Origin of the sequence: Algoriphagus sp. A40 (assembly GCF_002002735.1) — a bacterium.
Classification (GTDB): Bacteria; Bacteroidota; Bacteroidia; order Cytophagales; family Cyclobacteriaceae; genus Algoriphagus.
This window is the reverse complement of sequence record NZ_MUNY01000052.1, coordinates 103,655-119,200: the sequence shown is the minus strand read 5'-3', so window position 1 is coordinate 119,200 and position 15,546 is coordinate 103,655. Positions and strand designations below refer to the sequence as shown.

15 protein-coding genes and 1 tRNA gene are annotated in these 15,546 nt (G+C 44.1%); 7 read left to right on the top strand and 9 right to left on the bottom strand.

The features are described 5' to 3' along the window. The 3 genes from hemH to B0E43_RS31030 form a co-directional block, all read right to left on the bottom strand. Window positions 1-1,032 (bottom strand): ferrochelatase, encoded by a 1,032-nt coding sequence (gene hemH / locus B0E43_RS31040; protein ID WP_077350007.1) that lies wholly within the window; start codon window positions 1,030-1,032, stop codon window positions 1-3. 136 nt (window positions 1,033-1,168) lie between these two features. After that, window positions 1,169-2,416 carry a cation:proton antiporter gene (locus B0E43_RS31035; RefSeq protein WP_077350005.1) on the bottom strand — a complete coding sequence of 416 codons (1,248 nt, stop codon included), beginning with the start codon at window positions 2,414-2,416 and terminating at the stop codon, window positions 1,169-1,171. A 6-nt stretch (window positions 2,417-2,422) separates the two neighbouring features. After that, window positions 2,423-3,250 (bottom strand): universal stress protein, encoded by an 828-nt coding sequence (locus tag B0E43_RS31030; protein WP_077350083.1) that lies wholly within the window; start codon window positions 3,248-3,250, stop codon window positions 2,423-2,425. A 378-nt stretch (window positions 3,251-3,628) separates the two neighbouring features. Here B0E43_RS31030 and B0E43_RS31025 point away from each other — a divergent pair, with 378 nt between their 5' ends. The 5 genes from B0E43_RS31025 (at window position 3,629) to B0E43_RS31005 (ending at window position 9,649) form a co-directional block, all read left to right on the top strand. Then, window positions 3,629-5,215, top strand: coding sequence for a M14 family metallopeptidase (locus tag B0E43_RS31025; protein WP_077350003.1), 1,587 nt, complete (start codon window positions 3,629-3,631; stop codon window positions 5,213-5,215). A 3-nt stretch (window positions 5,216-5,218) separates the two neighbouring features. Continuing rightward, window positions 5,219-6,967 carry a M14 family metallopeptidase gene (locus tag B0E43_RS31020; RefSeq protein ID WP_077350001.1) on the top strand — a complete coding sequence of 583 codons (1,749 nt, stop codon included), beginning with the start codon at window positions 5,219-5,221 and terminating at the stop codon, window positions 6,965-6,967. A gap of 143 nt (window positions 6,968-7,110) precedes the next feature. Further along, window positions 7,111-7,902: an SDR family oxidoreductase gene (locus tag B0E43_RS31015; RefSeq protein WP_077349999.1), complete on the top strand. Its 792-nt coding sequence runs from the start codon at window positions 7,111-7,113 to the stop codon at window positions 7,900-7,902. Window positions 7,903-7,908: 6 nt separating this feature from the next. Beyond that, the gene (locus B0E43_RS31010) at window positions 7,909-8,490 is read left to right on the top strand and encodes a flavodoxin family protein (protein ID WP_077349997.1); all 582 of its coding nucleotides are present in this window, start codon (window positions 7,909-7,911) and stop codon (window positions 8,488-8,490) included. A 172-nt stretch (window positions 8,491-8,662) separates the two neighbouring features. Next, a complete protein-coding gene (locus B0E43_RS31005) occupies window positions 8,663-9,649 on the top strand; it encodes a cyclopropane-fatty-acyl-phospholipid synthase family protein (RefSeq protein ID WP_077349995.1) in 987 nt (328 codons plus the stop codon). Between the two features lie 109 nt (window positions 9,650-9,758). Here the strand turns inward: B0E43_RS31005 and B0E43_RS31000 are convergent, their stop codons facing one another. The 6 genes from B0E43_RS31000 to B0E43_RS30975 all read right to left on the bottom strand — a co-directional run bounded on the left by B0E43_RS31000 (window position 9,759) and on the right by B0E43_RS30975 (window position 13,145). Beyond that, a complete protein-coding gene (locus B0E43_RS31000) occupies window positions 9,759-10,331 on the bottom strand; it encodes a hypothetical protein (RefSeq protein ID WP_139352751.1) in 573 nt (190 codons plus the stop codon). A 456-nt stretch (window positions 10,332-10,787) separates the two neighbouring features. Beyond that, window positions 10,788-11,267 (bottom strand): DUF4252 domain-containing protein, encoded by a 480-nt coding sequence (locus B0E43_RS30995; protein ID WP_077349991.1) that lies wholly within the window; start codon window positions 11,265-11,267, stop codon window positions 10,788-10,790. Between the two features lie 56 nt (window positions 11,268-11,323). After that, entirely contained in the window at window positions 11,324-11,869 is a 546-nt protein-coding gene (locus B0E43_RS30990) for a DUF4252 domain-containing protein (protein ID WP_077349989.1), read from the bottom strand. Then, on the bottom strand, window positions 11,866-12,303 hold the full coding sequence (locus B0E43_RS30985) for a hypothetical protein (protein ID WP_077349987.1): 438 nt from the start codon (window positions 12,301-12,303) through the stop codon (window positions 11,866-11,868). The genes B0E43_RS30990 and B0E43_RS30985 overlap by 4 nt, the downstream gene beginning before the upstream one ends. Further along, window positions 12,300-12,791: an RNA polymerase sigma factor gene (locus B0E43_RS30980; protein ID WP_077349985.1), complete on the bottom strand. Its 492-nt coding sequence runs from the start codon at window positions 12,789-12,791 to the stop codon at window positions 12,300-12,302. The genes B0E43_RS30985 and B0E43_RS30980 overlap by 4 nt, the downstream gene beginning before the upstream one ends. Before the next feature lie 281 nt (window positions 12,792-13,072). Then, window positions 13,073-13,145, bottom strand: a tRNA-Phe gene (locus tag B0E43_RS30975). Window positions 13,146-13,247: 102 nt separating this feature from the next. On the opposite strand from B0E43_RS30975, the gene B0E43_RS30970 reads away from it, so the two are divergent. After that, entirely contained in the window at window positions 13,248-14,579 is a 1,332-nt protein-coding gene (locus B0E43_RS30970) for a 4Fe-4S dicluster domain-containing protein (RefSeq protein WP_077349983.1), read from the top strand. Window positions 14,580-14,749: 170 nt separating this feature from the next. Next, on the top strand, window positions 14,750-15,541 hold the full coding sequence (locus B0E43_RS30965; RefSeq protein WP_077349981.1) for a (Fe-S)-binding protein: 792 nt from the start codon (window positions 14,750-14,752) through the stop codon (window positions 15,539-15,541). Window positions 15,542-15,546 lie beyond the last annotated feature (5 nt).

Genomic DNA, 15,546 nt, shown 5'->3' with positions numbered 1-15,546 from the left:
TCAACTCCTGCTTTCCACCAGATCCTTCACACATTCCACCCAGGTATCTTCGGAGTTCAAGCTTGGCACCAAATCCCATTCTTCTCCTCCTGCTTCCAGAAATTTGTCCCGGTATTCACCAGCCACCTCTACCGTGGTTTCCAGACAATCTGCCACAAATGCAGGGGAAAATGCCAGCACCTTTTTGACGCCCTGAGCCGCCAATTCTGTGATGACTTCATCCGTATAGGGCTTTACCCAAGGGTCTTTGCCCAGTCTGGATTGGAAGCAATTGACGGTTTTTTCTTCTGGGATACCCATTTTCTCAGCAATCAACCGGGTAGTTTGGAAGCACTGCGCTCGGTAGCAATAGGTATTGGAAGGGCCGTATTTGTTGCAGCAAGCGCCAAGCTGACAATAGCCACCAACAGAGCCTTTGAGAATTTGCCTTTCGGGAAGGCCATGGTAGGAAAAGAGGATTTTGTCGTAATCCTTCTCATTGATGAGTGCATTTCCCCGCTCAGCCCAGGCTTCAATAAACTTTGGATGATCCAGAAAATTGCTGACAAAAGAAAACTCAGGTATGATTTGCCATCCCTGTGCGATTTCCATCACTTTGTCGATCACCGAACCTGTGGATGCCGAGGCATATTGGGGGAAAAGCGGCAAAACAATGATTTTACTGACTTTTTCTTTTCGCAATTCTTCCAAGCCCGATTCAATCGAGGGGCTTTGGTAGCGCATCCCGATGCTGACGACATACTTTTTGGGATCGAGCTTTTGAATCAATTTTTCCTGCAGGTCGACTGTATGAAAAAGCAATGGGGAACCCCGATCCGTCCAAAGTTTGCGGTATTCATGGGCAGACTTTGGAGCCCGAAAAGGCGCAATGATGAAGTTGATCAGCATCCATCTGGACAGAAAAGGAATGTCGATAACCCGGGGATCCATCAGGAACTCCCTGAGGTATTTTCTCACATCTCCGGTATTCGTACTGTCTGGAGTGCCCAAATTGACCAGCAGAACGCCGGTTTTTGCTTTAATATTAGCCATGGATTGAATTCAGATTTCCTTTGGAAAGCCCAAAAATAGCCGCTTTGTTCTAATTCTTCCGATTGAAGTTTTCTAAGTGGAATAGGCAATGGAATTTGGGTTAAACAAAAATCCCGGACAGACCGGGATTTTGACTTTATTCGGAACTGGCGGCTTTCTTTTTCATAGCCCATTTCATCAGCGGTCCCGATGTCATGGAAGTGACCAAAGCCATCACCACCAATGCAACAAAGAGCTTTTCATTGATTAGCCCATTCTCAAGTGCAATTAGTCCCAGAATGATTTCCATAGCTCCTCGGGCATTCATTCCAAATCCAATGGCGACAGATTCCCATTTTCCCAATCCGCCCCGCATAGATCCAAAACCACAACCGATTACTTTGCCCGCATAGGCCACCAGGATGACGACTATAACTAGCAATGGGTCAAAATTGGTAAAGAAATTTACCTTCAGTCCAATTGACACAAAGAAAACGGGAGCAAAAATATTGTTGACGAATTGGTGAATAATCTCCTTAGCTCGCTCAGGCATATGGTCAGAGTCTCCAATGGCAACTCCCAATATGAAGGCTCCGAAAATGGCATGGATTCCGATGTACTCGGTGAAAGCCGCTGCCAAAAAGCACGCTGCCAGAGACAAGGACATCAAACCACCCGGCCAGGCCAGCCTCTTGTTGATCCAGGGTAGAATTCTATTGATCAGGGATTTGCCGAGTGTAACCATGAAACCTGCAAAACCCACAGTAAGCAGAATGGTATACCCCAATCCCATCGAATTTGCTTCCTTTCCCATGAAGCTCAGGATAATCGAAAAAATCATCCATCCAATGATGTCATCCACCATGGCCGCGGATACGATCATCATTCCCATCCGACTTTTGAACAAGTTCAAATCCATCAAGGTCCGAACGATTACCGGCAAGGCACTGATTGCCATCGCAGTGCCCATAAAGAGCGAAAATAAAAGCTTGCTTCCTTCTGCAAAACCAAAAAACTCAGCAAAGAAAAAAGGCGCAGTAAAACCGAAGGCAAATGGAATTACCAGACCAAAGAAGCTGATGTTGAGTGCTTTTTTGCCTTGAGAAAGAACCAGATTAAGATCGACTTCCAAGCCCGCAATGAATAAAAGCAAAACCACCGAAATTTGAATATATCCATCCAATGCAATATTTGTCATCGCATTGGACTTGAAGAGGGAATCAAAAAGATCAGGAAAAACTCCTCCCAAAATTGTGGGGCCTAATAAAATCCCCGCCAAAATCTCACCTACAACTGCGGGTTGTTTAAATTTTTGAGCTACTTCTGCAAAAACCCTCGCTGCAATTAGCATAACTGCAAGCTGAATCAACAGATTGACTACTTCGCCATGTGCTAGTTTTTCCATCTGTTTTTATTTGATAATTAAAAGATTGCAAGGAAGCTCCGAAAGGATCTCCTCCAAGTCATGTGGGAATAATCGGTCGATAAAAGTGTATCCGTGTTCGTCACCCATGATCAAAAGATCAGCACTAATAGTCTCACAGTATCTTACCAATTCCACCGCCCATTTACCGGCAGTAACCTTGATATTTATTTTCAATCCCGTTTGGTCCAATCCATCGAGAATCTCCTGGACATATCGGATTTCTTCCTGAACCAATTTTCTACGTGTACTGGAAACCTCGTCCTCTGAGCCTTCACCAGCCGTGGCCATCTGAAGTCCGTAAAGCTTGATTTCATTTAGAATGTGGACTTGGGCAGCTCCTTCTGCCTGACAAAACTTCAATCCTTGAGCAATTACTTTTGGAGTCACTTCCAACTGAGTCCCATTGATGACCACTTTTGAAAATTTTGTAGGTGGGATCATTGGGTCGATCAAAGTAAGAACCGAACATTTGGATTTCCGGATCACTTTTCTTGCCACTGACCCGAGATAATAGGTTAGAATGCCTTCTTTTTTCAAAGCACCCAGCATCAACAGGTCTACTTTTTCTTCCTCACAGGCTTGAAGGATCATCTTTGTAGGCTTTCCTTCTTTCCAAATTGTGTTGACAGAATTGATTTCCAGGCCTTGCTTCAATAAAATTTCAGCAAGTTTATCTTCCAGTTCGGTGGTTTTTAATCCAACATGGATCAAAACAAGGTCGGATTCAAAAATTTCGGTCAATCTTTTGGCTTCAGCTATCAAAGCCTCCATCCTTGGAGAAAAAGCGATGGCTAGTGCAATTTTTTGGTACATGGGAACCTGCTTATTTTTCTGAAATACGGCATTTTTTGCCAAAGGACAAACCCCAATCTGATTGCCCGCCACTTATCCTGTGCCATATCCACTTGAGGCTGATTTCTTTTCCAAAAAAAATCCAGTCTTAGAATCTTGCCTTTTTTTCCTAAACTTCCCTTGAATTTTTAACCTGGATTAGGCATTAGAATTCGTAGCGAGACTAAAAAATGCAAGAAAATCAGTCACTTTGGAGATCGAGGCGTAGCACCGCTACGGTGAGATCGAAAAGTGAAGTGTAACGGCTGATTTTAAAGCATTTTTTGGGCGTAGTAGATTTTCTAATGTGTATTCCAGGTTTAATCCTTTTCATCAGAAAAAACCCGAAACCATTACCCTATGAAAAAATTCTTACTCACCGGGCTGATGCTTGGGAGTCTGATTTGCAGCAATGTTTTTGCCCAATCAGATTATCCGACGCTCAGCCAGGTTACCCAACGGCTCCAAAAACTTGGAGGTAACGCCTCCGTGGAGCTGAAATCCCTCACCAAAACAGATGGCGGAAAAGACATCTATGTCCTCAAAATTGGCACCGGAGCCAAAGATGAAAAACCTGCCATCGCCATAGTCGGAGGCGTAGAGGGATTCCATGTCCTGAGCGTCGAGCTGGCTTTGCAGTTTGCTGAAAAACTGGTGACTGAAAATGACTCAGCGCTTGAAAAAACCACCTTTTACATTTTTCCAAACCTATCTCCGGATGCCTATGAACAATACCATGCTGCTCTGAAATATGAGCGCAGAGGCAATGCTGTACCCATGGACCATGACCGTGACGGAAAAGCCGGCGAAAGCGGTTATTCCGATCTCAACGGAGACGGTCTGATCACCTGGATGCGGGTGGAGGACTCCATGGGCGAATGGATGCTTTCCAAAGAAGACGACAGAGTCTTGGTGAAAGCTGACAGATCAAAAGGGGAAGCCGGAAAATACAGCCTCTACAAGGAAAGCAAAGACGATGACAAGGACGGAAAATTTGCCGAGGACCTGCAGGAAGGCATTGCTTTCAATAAATCCCTGACTTACAAATTCCCGGTTTTTGAGCCCTTGGCAGGAGATATTGCAGTTTCACAAAAGGAAAGCAGGGCATTGCTCGATTACCTGTTTGAGCAATGGAATATTTTCGCGTTCGTGACTTTTTCCCCTTCCAATAATCTCTCCAGTCCATTGAAATACAATGCGGGAGATGCCAAAAAGCGCGTGGTGACATCCATTTTGGAAAAAGATCAGGCCATTAATGCCATGGTTTCGGGAATTTACAATGAGACAATTACTCAGAAAGCTTTCCAGCAAACCAATCAGGGAACTGACGGGGATTTCTTCCAGTGGGCCTATTTCCATTTTGCGAGACTGAGCTTCTCCACTCCAGGCTATTGGACTCCTGAATTCAAAGAAAAAACCAATGCTGAAGCCAATTACCTCGCTTGGGCAGATTCCTTGGGCTGGGATTCTTTCGTCCCTTGGACTGAGGTGAAGCATCCTGATTTCCCAAATCAAAAAGTGGAAGTCGGAGGCATCAAACCATTTTTGATGGTCAATCCACCATTTGAAAAAGTGGGGGAAATTGCAGCAGAGCATACTGCTTTCATTCTCAAAATGGCTGAAATGCAACCCAAGCTGGAATTCCATAACCTGAAGACCGAAGCGTTGGGAAATGGCCTTACCCGTGTCACAGTGGATCTTTTCAACAATTCGCCGCTGCCGACCCATTCAGAAATGGGAGCAAGGTCCCGATGGCTCAGGAAAATCAAAATAGATTTGGATGCATCCGCTGACAAAATCGTCTCTGGAGACAAAATTAAATTAATGGACTCCATGGGAGCTTTTGAAAAAGCAACCTTCAGCTGGATCATCCGAGGTACCGGTTCTATCACACTCAAAGCCGGAGCTTCCCACACAGGTTTTGCCACTGAAACTGTAAAACTCTAAGCCATGAAAAATCTAAAAACAAGAAAATTGATCGTTGCCCTGGCTTTGGGAGTATTGAGTTTTGGGTCTTTTGAAGCCAATGCACAGCAGGAAAATTACTTTCGGGCCATCGGAACTCCGCATAAACCAAAAGTAGAAATCGCCTGGAACCGCTATTATAGCTCCGAGGTACTTTGGGATTGGATGAAAAAGATAGCCGCGGCACATCCGGACTTGGCTAAAATCGAATCAATCGGCAAATCCTACGAAGGCCGGGACATCATGACGCTGACGATTACAGATTTTTCAACAGGAAAAGACACCGACAAACCAGCCATGTGGATTGATGGAAATATTCACTCCAATGAAGTCCAGGGCGGGGAATTTTCTCTGTATGTAGCTTGGTATCTGACCGAAATGCATGCTGACAATGAATTTGTCAAGGAATTGCTTCGAGATAAGACCTTTTACATCACCCCGACTATCAATCCTGACGCCAGAAACAACTTCTTCAAAGAGCCTAATACCGCCAACACTCCTAGATCAGGGATGATCGTCTTGGATAATGACGGTGACGGGCAAAATGGCGAAGATAGAATGGACGATCTCGATGGAGACGGACATATCACCATGATGATCCGTAAGTCGCCAACAGGCAGATTTATCAAAGATCCTCTGGACCCAAGAAGATTGATGGCAGTAGGTCCTGATCAGGTTGGAGAGTACGAAATGCTGGGCCAGGAAGGGACAGACAACGACGGTGATGGAGAGGTCAATGACGACGGCATTGGCTATTACGATCCAAACCGCGATTGGGGTTGGAACTGGCAGCCGGATTACATTCAGCGTGGAGCATTGAAATATCCGTTTACTTTGCCTGAAAACAGGTCTGTGATGGAGTTTGTGATGAAGCATCCGAACATCGCAGGAGCGCAGAGTTTCCACAATTCAGGAGGTATGATTCTTCGTGGTCCGGGAGCGGAAGAGGATGTGAATACTTACAATCAAAATGACATTAGGATCTATGATGCGATTGGTAAAAAAGGAGAGGAAATGATCCCCGGTTACCGTTACCTGACTGTGTATAAAGATCTGTATTCCGTGTTTGGGGGTGAATTGGACTGGTTTTATGGCAACCGAGGTGTCTTCACCTATTCCAACGAACTGATGGTTTCATATCTCTATTTCCACCAGGAATCTTCCGGAAGAGGCGGACAGGATGAGCAAATGAAAGTAGACCAATTGCTGACTTTAGGGGATGCATTCGTCAATTGGAAAGAATTCAGCCATCCTCAGTTTGGCTCGGTAGAAATTGGCGGATTTAAGAAGACCTTTGGACGTGCACATCCGGGATTTTTGCTTGAGCAGGATGCACATCGAAACGCTGCTTTCACGATCTATCATGCCTATCACACTCCAAAACTTTCAGTTATGGATGTGAAAGAGGAAGATTTGGGTGGAGGACTGAAAGCCATCACAGCGACTGTTTTTAATGAGCGGATGATGCCAACCCATGCGAGCCAGGACTTGAAATACAAGATCGAAAGACCGGATTATGTGACGATTTCAGGCGCGAAAGTGGTGGCAGGGTTTGTCGTGGAGGATGAGGATATGAAGAAATTCAAGGAGCAAAAAGCTTCCCCTGACCGATTGGCTGTTGAGAATGTTCCGGGTATGAGCGCTGTAAAAGTGAAATGGATAGTGTCTTCTGGATCTAACTACAGCATCACGGTAGATTCTGCCAAGGGCGGAAAAGCCAGCTGGAAGAAGTAATTTCTTTTGGGTTATAATTCTAAATCCCTGTCCTACTCGTAGAACAGGGATTTTTTTGTAAAAATCCATAACTTATGAAATCACCTATCCTCTAAACTTTTAAGGAATTACTTTTTTCTAATCAACAAAGACGAAGAAACCCAATGGCAGTAATAGATAAAGTAGTTTGGATTACAGGAGCATCCTCAGGCTTGGGTAGGGGAATGGCTCTCGAATTTGCTTCCTTAGGGGCGACTGTGGCTATTTCCGCCAGAAGAATGGATGAATTGAATGAGGTAGTCCGGGAAATCCAAGCCAAGCAAGGAAAAGCCAAGGCCTACTATTGTGATGTCTTGGATTCGAAAAGTATAGATGCGTGTGTGCGCCAAATAATTCTGGATTTTGGAAGATTGGATATCGCTGTTGCCAATGCTGGGTATGGGGTATTGGGAAAAATAGAAGAACTCAGTGAAAGTGATTGGCAACGTCAGTTGGCCGTGAACGTGACCGGATTGGCACTTACCTGCAAGTTTGCTTTGCCACATTTGCGGAAAACAAAAGGACGGTTGGCCTTGATTGGAAGTGTCGCAGCTTTTGTCCCCAATCCTGGAGTAGGTGCCTACGGAGCGTCCAAAGCTGCTGTCCAAAACATTGGGGAGTCGCTGCAAGTGGAACTGAAAGGAAGCGGGGTTTCCTGCACTACGATTCACCCGGGATTTGTAGAAAGCAACATTGCCAGGGTAGATAATGATGGAATCTTTCATCCCGATCGTCAAGATCCCCGCCCGGCAAATTTGATGTGGCCAACAGAAAAAGCTGCAAAAGTGATGGTAAGAGCCATCAATAAAAGGAAAAAGGTATTTGTCTTCACGGGACATGGAAAAATTCTTGCATTCATAGCAAAACTTTCTCCCAGCTTGATCAGATCGATCATTTCGAAAATAGCTCCAAAGTAGTTGAAGATGACAAGGCTTACGTTGGTTTTGTGTTTTATCATTGGTTTGGCATTCAGTTCTTTCTCTCAAGATCTGCCGGTAGTACTGATTGCCTATTATTCTAAATCGGGTAATACTGAAAGCCTAGCTCAGGCTGTGTCAGAGGGAGCAAGTTCAATAAAAGGTGTAGAGGTTAAACTTTTATCCATTGACCAAGTGACCGAAAGCGATTTACTGGAAGCCTCTGCGATTATCGTGGGTTCGCCAGTCTATAATGCCAACGTTGCTCCGGCGGTGCAGGAGTTTATCAATTCTTGGCCATTTGAGGGGAGGCCTTTAAAAAATAAGTTAGGGGCGGCATTTTCAACGGGAGGAGGGATTTCGATCGGTGAGGAATTGGTCATGCTCAATATGCTTCATTCCATGCTGATATATGGGATGATTGTGGTGGGAGGGGAAGAGGCGGATGCTGCATTTGGAGCCTCAGCGATAACGGGTGAAGAGCCTTTTGGTAAAGGAGAATTGGAAGAGGTGTTTTTAAGAAAAGGGTTTGGGCTTGGAAGCCGAGTTGCAAAATTAGTGGCTGCTTTTCCGCAAGTTCTTGATTGAAAAGTTAAGTGGAACTTAATAAGCTTCCATTTTTTATTGATCTATCAGTTTCTATCTCTGTCGGCTATCTCAGGAATGTTGATTTTTTTTTTTGAAAAGAACTACTAACTTTTAGACTACTGAAAATCAGTTTTTTAAATTCTTGATTTAACCCCAAACCAATCACATTCAAATGGATCAAACAGAAATCAACAAAGAGTTATTAACTAAGTCTTGGAGTGGATCTAGTGTCAGCGAGAGAGAGGGTCAGGCTTGGGACAAAAAGAAGGAGATGGACTTCACTTACACTAATATCGATAAGTTTATACGATATAGTTTAGGAGAAAATCCTGTTTTCAGCAATGCCATGTATCTTGGTGATTTTTCACTTACACTGGAGGAAGCCCAACGAAGAAAACATGCATTTGTCACCGAGGCCTTGGGAATAAAAAAAGGAAGCCGGGTTCTGGATTTGGGTTGTGGCTGGGGAGGCTGGCTCAAATATCTTAAAGACGTGGTTGGAGCGGACGGGATCGGTGTCAATCTTTCCGATGGTCAGGTGAATGCCTGTCGTCAAAATGGCTTGACCGCATACATCAAAGACGCCCGTTTTGTCAAACCTGAAGATTTTGGAACATTCGACGCGGTGACCGCTTTTGGAAGTTTCGAGCATGTGTCCTCTGTGAAGGATTATCTTGACGGCAGACAGGACGAGGTTTATGAGGATTATTTCCGTCACGTATCGAATCTTCTCAAACCCGGAGGTAAATTTTACATGCAAAGCATGACGTTCGAGAAAAACATGATCCCATTTGATCAGATCGATATCAATGCTCCAAAAGATTCTGACAGTTATATTATTGCACTTTTGCTGAAGCATAATCCTGATTCCTGGATTGCTTATGGTTATGAGCATATCGTGCGGACTGCCAGTCCTTTTTTCAAAAACACCTACTACAGTGACGGAAGATTAGATTATGTCAAGACAAATCGGGAATGGACTAAGCGGTTTTACCAATTCAGCCTGAAAAAATACCTCTGGTTTGCCTCTTTGGTCCCCAAGCTATTTACAGACAAAGAATTCAGACATCAATTGGCTATTCTTCGGGTACGACCAAACAGAGTTTGCTTCGAAAGAGAAATCATGGGACATGCCAGGTTGGTTTTTGAAAAACTTTAAAGTGGATCTTTTTTAACGGACCCCAAGGTATTCCCATTTTGGATTCGGGACAAAAAATAAACCCCTGCCGAGTTGCCTCAGCAGGGGTTTCACTTTAAAGTTGGTTTAATTATTTGCTTGATGCTACGTATGCTTCGAATCCACTAGAAGTAGTCACTTTGAAGCTGATTGCTCCTGGAGTTCCTGGCTCGTCAATAGTGTAGATTTTGTGAAGACCCTGAGGATTGTCGATCAACTCAGTGTGGATCAGTTTGTCTCCGTCATAGATTTGCACAGTCACGTCCTTTGCTTCCAGGTTGGATACCAACAATCTGTATTGATTGTCACCCATTTCTGTCACTCGGGAGTAAACAACAGGCTTCACAATTGCCTGAGTATTGAAGGTCGCAGTTCTCAAAGTGCCTTTTTCATCAGATACTTCGATTGAATATTCACCTACTGGAAGTGCATTCAGGTCGTATCTTTTTGCAAAAGCTTCGGTTTTAGTGATTCTGTCACGCAATACCAGACGATCGTCAGCATCGGTGATTTTCACGGTCATTGTACCTTGCGGTACAGATGCAACGGCTACCATTACTTTAGCCGGTTCTGTTTGTCTGATTTCTACAGACTTCTCGTCGTTTTTAGCGAACGCTCCAGTTGCGATCCCCGCAACAAAAAGCATAGTGAATAATTTTTTCATTTTACTAGTTGGTTTAAATAGGTTTCTGATTTTGATTGTAACCACAGGATAGACTGATTCTACCAGGGGGACATTTTGGGTTACAGGGTCTTCGATGCAATTCGAATTACAATACAAAGATACCAGACGGAAATACAATTGCAAAAGTTTCAACAAAACTTTAAAAAAATTTATAATTCCTTAACAAAAAAGCCATATTATTGAAAATAGCATAATTGAAGCTCGTTAACGATTGCGAAGATGATTTTGTGGGGGCTTTTTTCATAAAAACAGAATAAAAGTTTGTAAAGGATGAAATAATCAAAATGATGTAATTACATCATTTGAAGTTTACCCTATTCCGCAATCGATTGTAGAAGTTGAAAATATTTTTGATTTTGATCTATGTCAAACAAAAAAGCCCAGGTTTTCCGGGCTTTTTGCGTTAAAAGTTGAAAATATGGTTTCCTTTTGGGCTCAATTTAGATTGGCAGTTGCCTTTGCGAGTGACTCTTGGGTAAATTTTCCCTTGAGTTCGATCACCATTAGGTCACCTTCTTTTTCATCTCCTACCAGAATAACCAAATCGGAGATAATTGAAGCTCCTTTGGAGTACACCATTACGCCGCCTTTGCCTTCCATGGCTTCCATCAGCAGTTCATACCGCTCTTTTTCCAGGCTCTTTTGAAGGGCTTTAAATTCTGCGTAGTTGCTGGAACTTTCAGGTAATGTGAAGAAATTCAGTTTTTCTACTGATTTGGCTACAGTGGCCATATCGTCTTCATCGATGTCTATCTTGAATCCTTCTGCGAAGTCCATGAAATTGCCGCCAAGTTCGAGGTGGAAGAAATCATCATCAGCCTTGTATTTGTCTTTCAAGGCGGCGACACTGTTGCTTTGGGCATTTGCCGCAAAAACCACGGCCAAAAATGTCAATGTTAATAGGAGCTTTTTCATTTGTTGATGAGGTGTGGGTTTAGTTTTCAAAATATATTGTATTAAGAGAATAGGTTTTACTTTTGTCCTTTAGGGCCCTTAGAGCCTTTCCCATATTGTTCCATTCCTGGGATGTCTGTCTTTTCTGCCAGAATATTTAAATCCTCGTAAGTGAAACTTCCAAGCATGGAGAGCAGTGTAAAGGATTTGGTGTCACCATTCAGCATTGTGAGTTCTTTCACCAATCCGGCCTCTTCACGAACCATAAACTTGAGGCTGGTGCCCTTGTCCTGAACATCCATCAGCTCCTCGTATTGATTTTTTTTCAGCGTTCCCATGGCTTCCTTATAGAGGGTCATCCCGTCGACTTCTTCTGAGGAAAGGATTCGGATTCCTTTGATTTTGGAAATCAAAGCTCCGAGCTCCTCTGCATCTGCATCCCCATCAGCATTGTTTTTGAGAAATCCTCCGGCCATTTGCATCATTTTCGGAGAGATGTAAACCCGTGAAAACCGGTCGTCTTCCATGTATTTGGAGAAAAACTTCTGGATGGCATCCTCCTGGGCAAAGGCCGAACTTGCCAGTCCAATCAGGAATAAGATTAATAGGTAGGTCTTTTTCATTGCTTAGTTTTTTGGTCCATTTGGAAAACCTGATTCGTAGTATTCAGGTATTTCAGATCATTGAGCGGCTGCATTTGTTGTTTTCCTTTGGAGAAATTCGTTTGAATCAGCGCCAAGGCGTGCATGACTTCTTCGTAGGCTGCTTGCTCGGCTTGTTTTTGCTCGTAAGTCCTCCATCCCCAAAAGCTGCCCAGCAGGATGGCGACTGATGCTGCCCAGCTAATCCAAGTGGAGTTTATCCTGCGCAATTTGGTTTTTGGGATGCTTAGGTTTTGCGGCTCTTCAGTCCGAAAATTTCCAAGAGCTTGGAAAAGTTCTTTCTCCTTTTCATATCCCTCGGATTCAAGGATAAGTTTTCGAAGCTCTTTTTCCTCGCTGAGGGAAGTTTCTGCTTCCCAATACTTCTCCAACAGTTCTTCGATTCTTGTCTTCATCTGGTGATTCCTTGGTTGATTAATTTTTCCCGCAGGGTCTTTCTTGCGCGGTGCAGGTTGACTTTTACCTGATCGAGGCTGATTTCCATATGTGCTGCAATTTCTTCGTAGCTCATTTCTTCGACTTCCCGGAGATGAAAGATCTCGCGCTGTTTTTCAGGAAGTCTGTCGACCAAAGAGAAAATCATTTGATGCGATTCTGCAGCTTCCAGTCGATCAGTTTCCACCGCAGTTGGTTCGGGCATTCCTTCCAATCCGTCCAGACGGTTGTTTTTCCGGTGATGCATCAGCACCTCATTTTTCAGACTTTTGACCATCCATCCCGCGAGGTTTGGATGAGTCTGGAGTTCCTTTTGACGCTCCACGGTTTTTTCGAATACATTCTGAAGGACATCCTCAGCCAGGGAGCGATCCTTGATCCAAAGGTAGACCAGCCTGTAAAGCTTGCCCCGCATTGGCCAGATGTGCGTCTCGAAAAATGAATTCATTTAAGAAGGTGATGCGGATGAAGGGGAAATGTTACACTCGAATAAGAAAATTTCGGAAAAATATTTCCCTAAGCCTAAAACTGAGCTGAATAGAGCGAGTTAGGGATAAGATCGTGGCTGGGATCAAGCCGGAGATAGTCCTAAATTCAATTTAAATTTGGATCAATAAATAGTATGCATGCAGACTATTTTATATTTTGCAGGGATGAAAAAATTGCTTTTACCGAGCTGGATTTTGAGAAAAGGACAAAAAAAATCCCGATCCGTGGGGATCGGGAGGGTGGTGATAAGTGGACTCGAACCACCGACTCACGGATTTTCAGTCCGATGCTCTACCAACTGAGCTATATCACCGACTCGTAAAGTGATGCAAAGGTAGAAATTTGACTATTTGATACAAACCCTTTTCAGAAAAAATAAGCCTAAAATTACAAAAAACAAGCTAATCTGATCACTATGAGCATTTTACCGCAACTCGCATTTGTGCTGATTTTAGGTGCTGCGGGGTATATTTTGAGTAAAAGGATCAAATTTCTCAGAAGAAATATCCTTTTGGGTAAAGCTGAAACCCGAAACGACCAGCCTGAAAACAGATGGAAGACCATGTTGCTGGTTGCCTTTGGTCAGCAAAAAATGTTCAAGCGGATTGTTCCGGCTTTTCTTCATCTTTTGATTTATGTGGGTTTTTTGGTGATCAACCTTGAAGTGCTGGAATTCGTCCTTGACGGGATTTTTGGGACGCATCGGCTTTTCGCTCCTTTCCTGGGAGGATTTTATACTGCGGCCATGAATATGTTTGAATTTTTGGCTTTTGGGGTGCTGGTTTCCTGTTTTGCTTTTTTGATCCGAAGAAATGTGATGAAGGTCGAGCGCCTAAATAAGCCCGAATTGAAAGGCTGGCCGGTAAAGGATGCGAACCTGATTTTGGTGATCGAGATTGTGCTGATGTTTGCAATTCTGACCATGAATGCCACAGATCAGATTTTGGCCGAAAGAGGCAATCCACACTACTTGGCACTTGGCACCTTGTTTTTCAGCAGCTTGATTCGACCGGTTTTTGAGGGAATGTCCGACGGGGTGCTGGTTTTTATTGAGCGTTTTGCCTGGTGGTTTCATATCATCGGGATTTTGGGTTTTGCAGTTTATGTGACCTATTCCAAGCACTTGCACATCTTTTTGGCTTTCCCGAATACCTGGTATTCCAATCTGAAGCCGAAAGGTGAAATGAAAAATATGCCTGAGGTGACCAATGAGGTGAATATGATGTTGGGAATTCCGGTGGAAAATCCGGTTGAGCCTCCTGCCGAGATCGGGCGATTTGGCGCAAAAGATGTAAATGATCTCAGTTGGATCAATGTGCTCAATGCCTATTCCTGCACGGAATGTGGTCGATGCACTGCTGAATGTCCTGCAAACTTGACAGGAAAGAAACTTTCGCCTCGTAAAATCATGATGGATGTGCGTGATCGAGCAGAGGAGGTTGGAAAAAGTATAGACGCAGGAGGCCCCGGTTTCGCAGATGGAAAGTCCCTCTTGGGAGATTACATCACCAAAGAAGAAATCAACGCTTGTACCACCTGCAATGCCTGCGTAGAAGCCTGCCCCGTAAATATCGATCCGCTGTCCATCATTTTGCAATTGCGTCGCTATGTTGCTATGGAGGAATCGGGTACGCCCGCACAATGGAATTCGATGTTCCAAAATATGGAAACCAGCTTTTCACCTTGGAAATTCAGTCCTTCTGATCGCTTCAATTGGGCGGATAAGGTGAAGGAGAGTGAGCAGTGATCAGTTGGCTTTGTTCAGTCTCAGTGAACATTCGCAGTGTTCAGTAGGCGGATAAAAGTTTGTAATTCTAAGAGCAAACAGTTTTATAGGGTTGACTTAATTGGTTGAGTTGATCCTCAAGAATAATTAAGGCCTCGTAAATCGTATATCAGAAATCGTAAATCCAGATTATGTCAACATATAAAGTTCCAACCATGGCCGAAATGGCCGCAAATGGGCAAAGCCCGGAAGTTCTTTTCTGGGTGGGATGTGCCGGTTCTTTTGACGAGCGATACAAAGCCGTCACGCAGGCTTTTGTGAAAATATTGAATAAAGTCGGGGTCAGTTTTGCGGTGCTTGGACCGGAGGAAACCTGTACCGGAGATCCGGCAAGAAGAGCGGGCAACGAATTTCTTTTCCAGATGCAGGCCGTTGCCAATATTCAGGTGATGAATGCCTACGAAGTCAAAAAGGTTGTGACTGCCTGCCCCCATTGTTTCAACACCATCAAAAATGAGTACCCTGCCTTGGGGGGAAATTACGAGGTGATTCACCATTCTCAGTTTCTCCAGCAGCTGATCAATGAGGGAAAAGTCCGCTTACAGGGAGGGGGAGAGTTTAAAGGTAAAAAGATCACCTTTCATGACTCCTGCTACCTGGGTCGGGCAAACAATGTCTATGAGGCTCCACGTGAAATAATCAAAGCGCTGGATGTCGAATTGGTCGAGATGAAGCGCTGCAAAACCAAAGGCCTCTGCTGTGGTGCTGGTGGTGCGCAAATGTTTAAGGAACCAGAATCGGGTAAGAAAGACATCAATGTGGAGCGGACAGAAGAGGCCTTGGCTACTGGAGCTCAGGCCATTGCGGTTGGCTGCCCATTCTGCCTGACCATGATGACGGACGGGGTGAAAAACAAAAACCGGGAAGCCGACGTCAAAGTCTATGACTTGGCAGAAATGGTTGCCAAGGACATGGGTATTTAATCGGA

Bases quoted from the DNA above. Each gene is read 5' to 3' on its own strand.
- B0E43_RS31005 (WP_077349995.1), top strand. From the start codon at position 8,663: ATGGATCAAACAGAAATCAACAAAGAGTTATTAACTAAGTCTTGGAGT.
- B0E43_RS31035 (WP_077350005.1), bottom strand. From the start codon at position 2,416: ATGGAAAAACTAGCACATGGCGAAGTAGTCAATCTGTTGATTCAGCTT.
- B0E43_RS31000 (WP_139352751.1), bottom strand. From the start codon at position 10,331: ATGAAAAAATTATTCACTATGCTTTTTGTTGCGGGGATCGCAACTGGA.
- B0E43_RS30965 (WP_077349981.1), top strand. From the start codon at position 14,750: ATGTCAACATATAAAGTTCCAACCATGGCCGAAATGGCCGCAAATGGG.
- B0E43_RS30990 (WP_077349989.1), bottom strand. From the start codon at position 11,869: ATGAAAAAGACCTACCTATTAATCTTATTCCTGATTGGACTGGCAAGT.
- hemH (WP_077350007.1), bottom strand. From the start codon at position 1,032: ATGGCTAATATTAAAGCAAAAACCGGCGTTCTGCTGGTCAATTTGGGC.
- B0E43_RS30995 (WP_077349991.1), bottom strand. From the start codon at position 11,267: ATGAAAAAGCTCCTATTAACATTGACATTTTTGGCCGTGGTTTTTGCG.
- B0E43_RS31010 (WP_077349997.1), top strand. From the start codon at position 7,909: ATGACAAGGCTTACGTTGGTTTTGTGTTTTATCATTGGTTTGGCATTC.
- B0E43_RS30970 (WP_077349983.1), top strand. From the start codon at position 13,248: ATGAGCATTTTACCGCAACTCGCATTTGTGCTGATTTTAGGTGCTGCG.
- B0E43_RS31030 (WP_077350083.1), bottom strand. From the start codon at position 3,250: ATGTACCAAAAAATTGCACTAGCCATCGCTTTTTCTCCAAGGATGGAG.
- B0E43_RS31020 (WP_077350001.1), top strand. From the start codon at position 5,219: ATGAAAAATCTAAAAACAAGAAAATTGATCGTTGCCCTGGCTTTGGGA.
- B0E43_RS31015 (WP_077349999.1), top strand. From the start codon at position 7,111: ATGGCAGTAATAGATAAAGTAGTTTGGATTACAGGAGCATCCTCAGGC.
- B0E43_RS31025 (WP_077350003.1), top strand. From the start codon at position 3,629: ATGAAAAAATTCTTACTCACCGGGCTGATGCTTGGGAGTCTGATTTGC.
- B0E43_RS30980 (WP_077349985.1), bottom strand. From the start codon at position 12,791: ATGAATTCATTTTTCGAGACGCACATCTGGCCAATGCGGGGCAAGCTT.
- B0E43_RS30985 (WP_077349987.1), bottom strand. From the start codon at position 12,303: ATGAAGACAAGAATCGAAGAACTGTTGGAGAAGTATTGGGAAGCAGAA.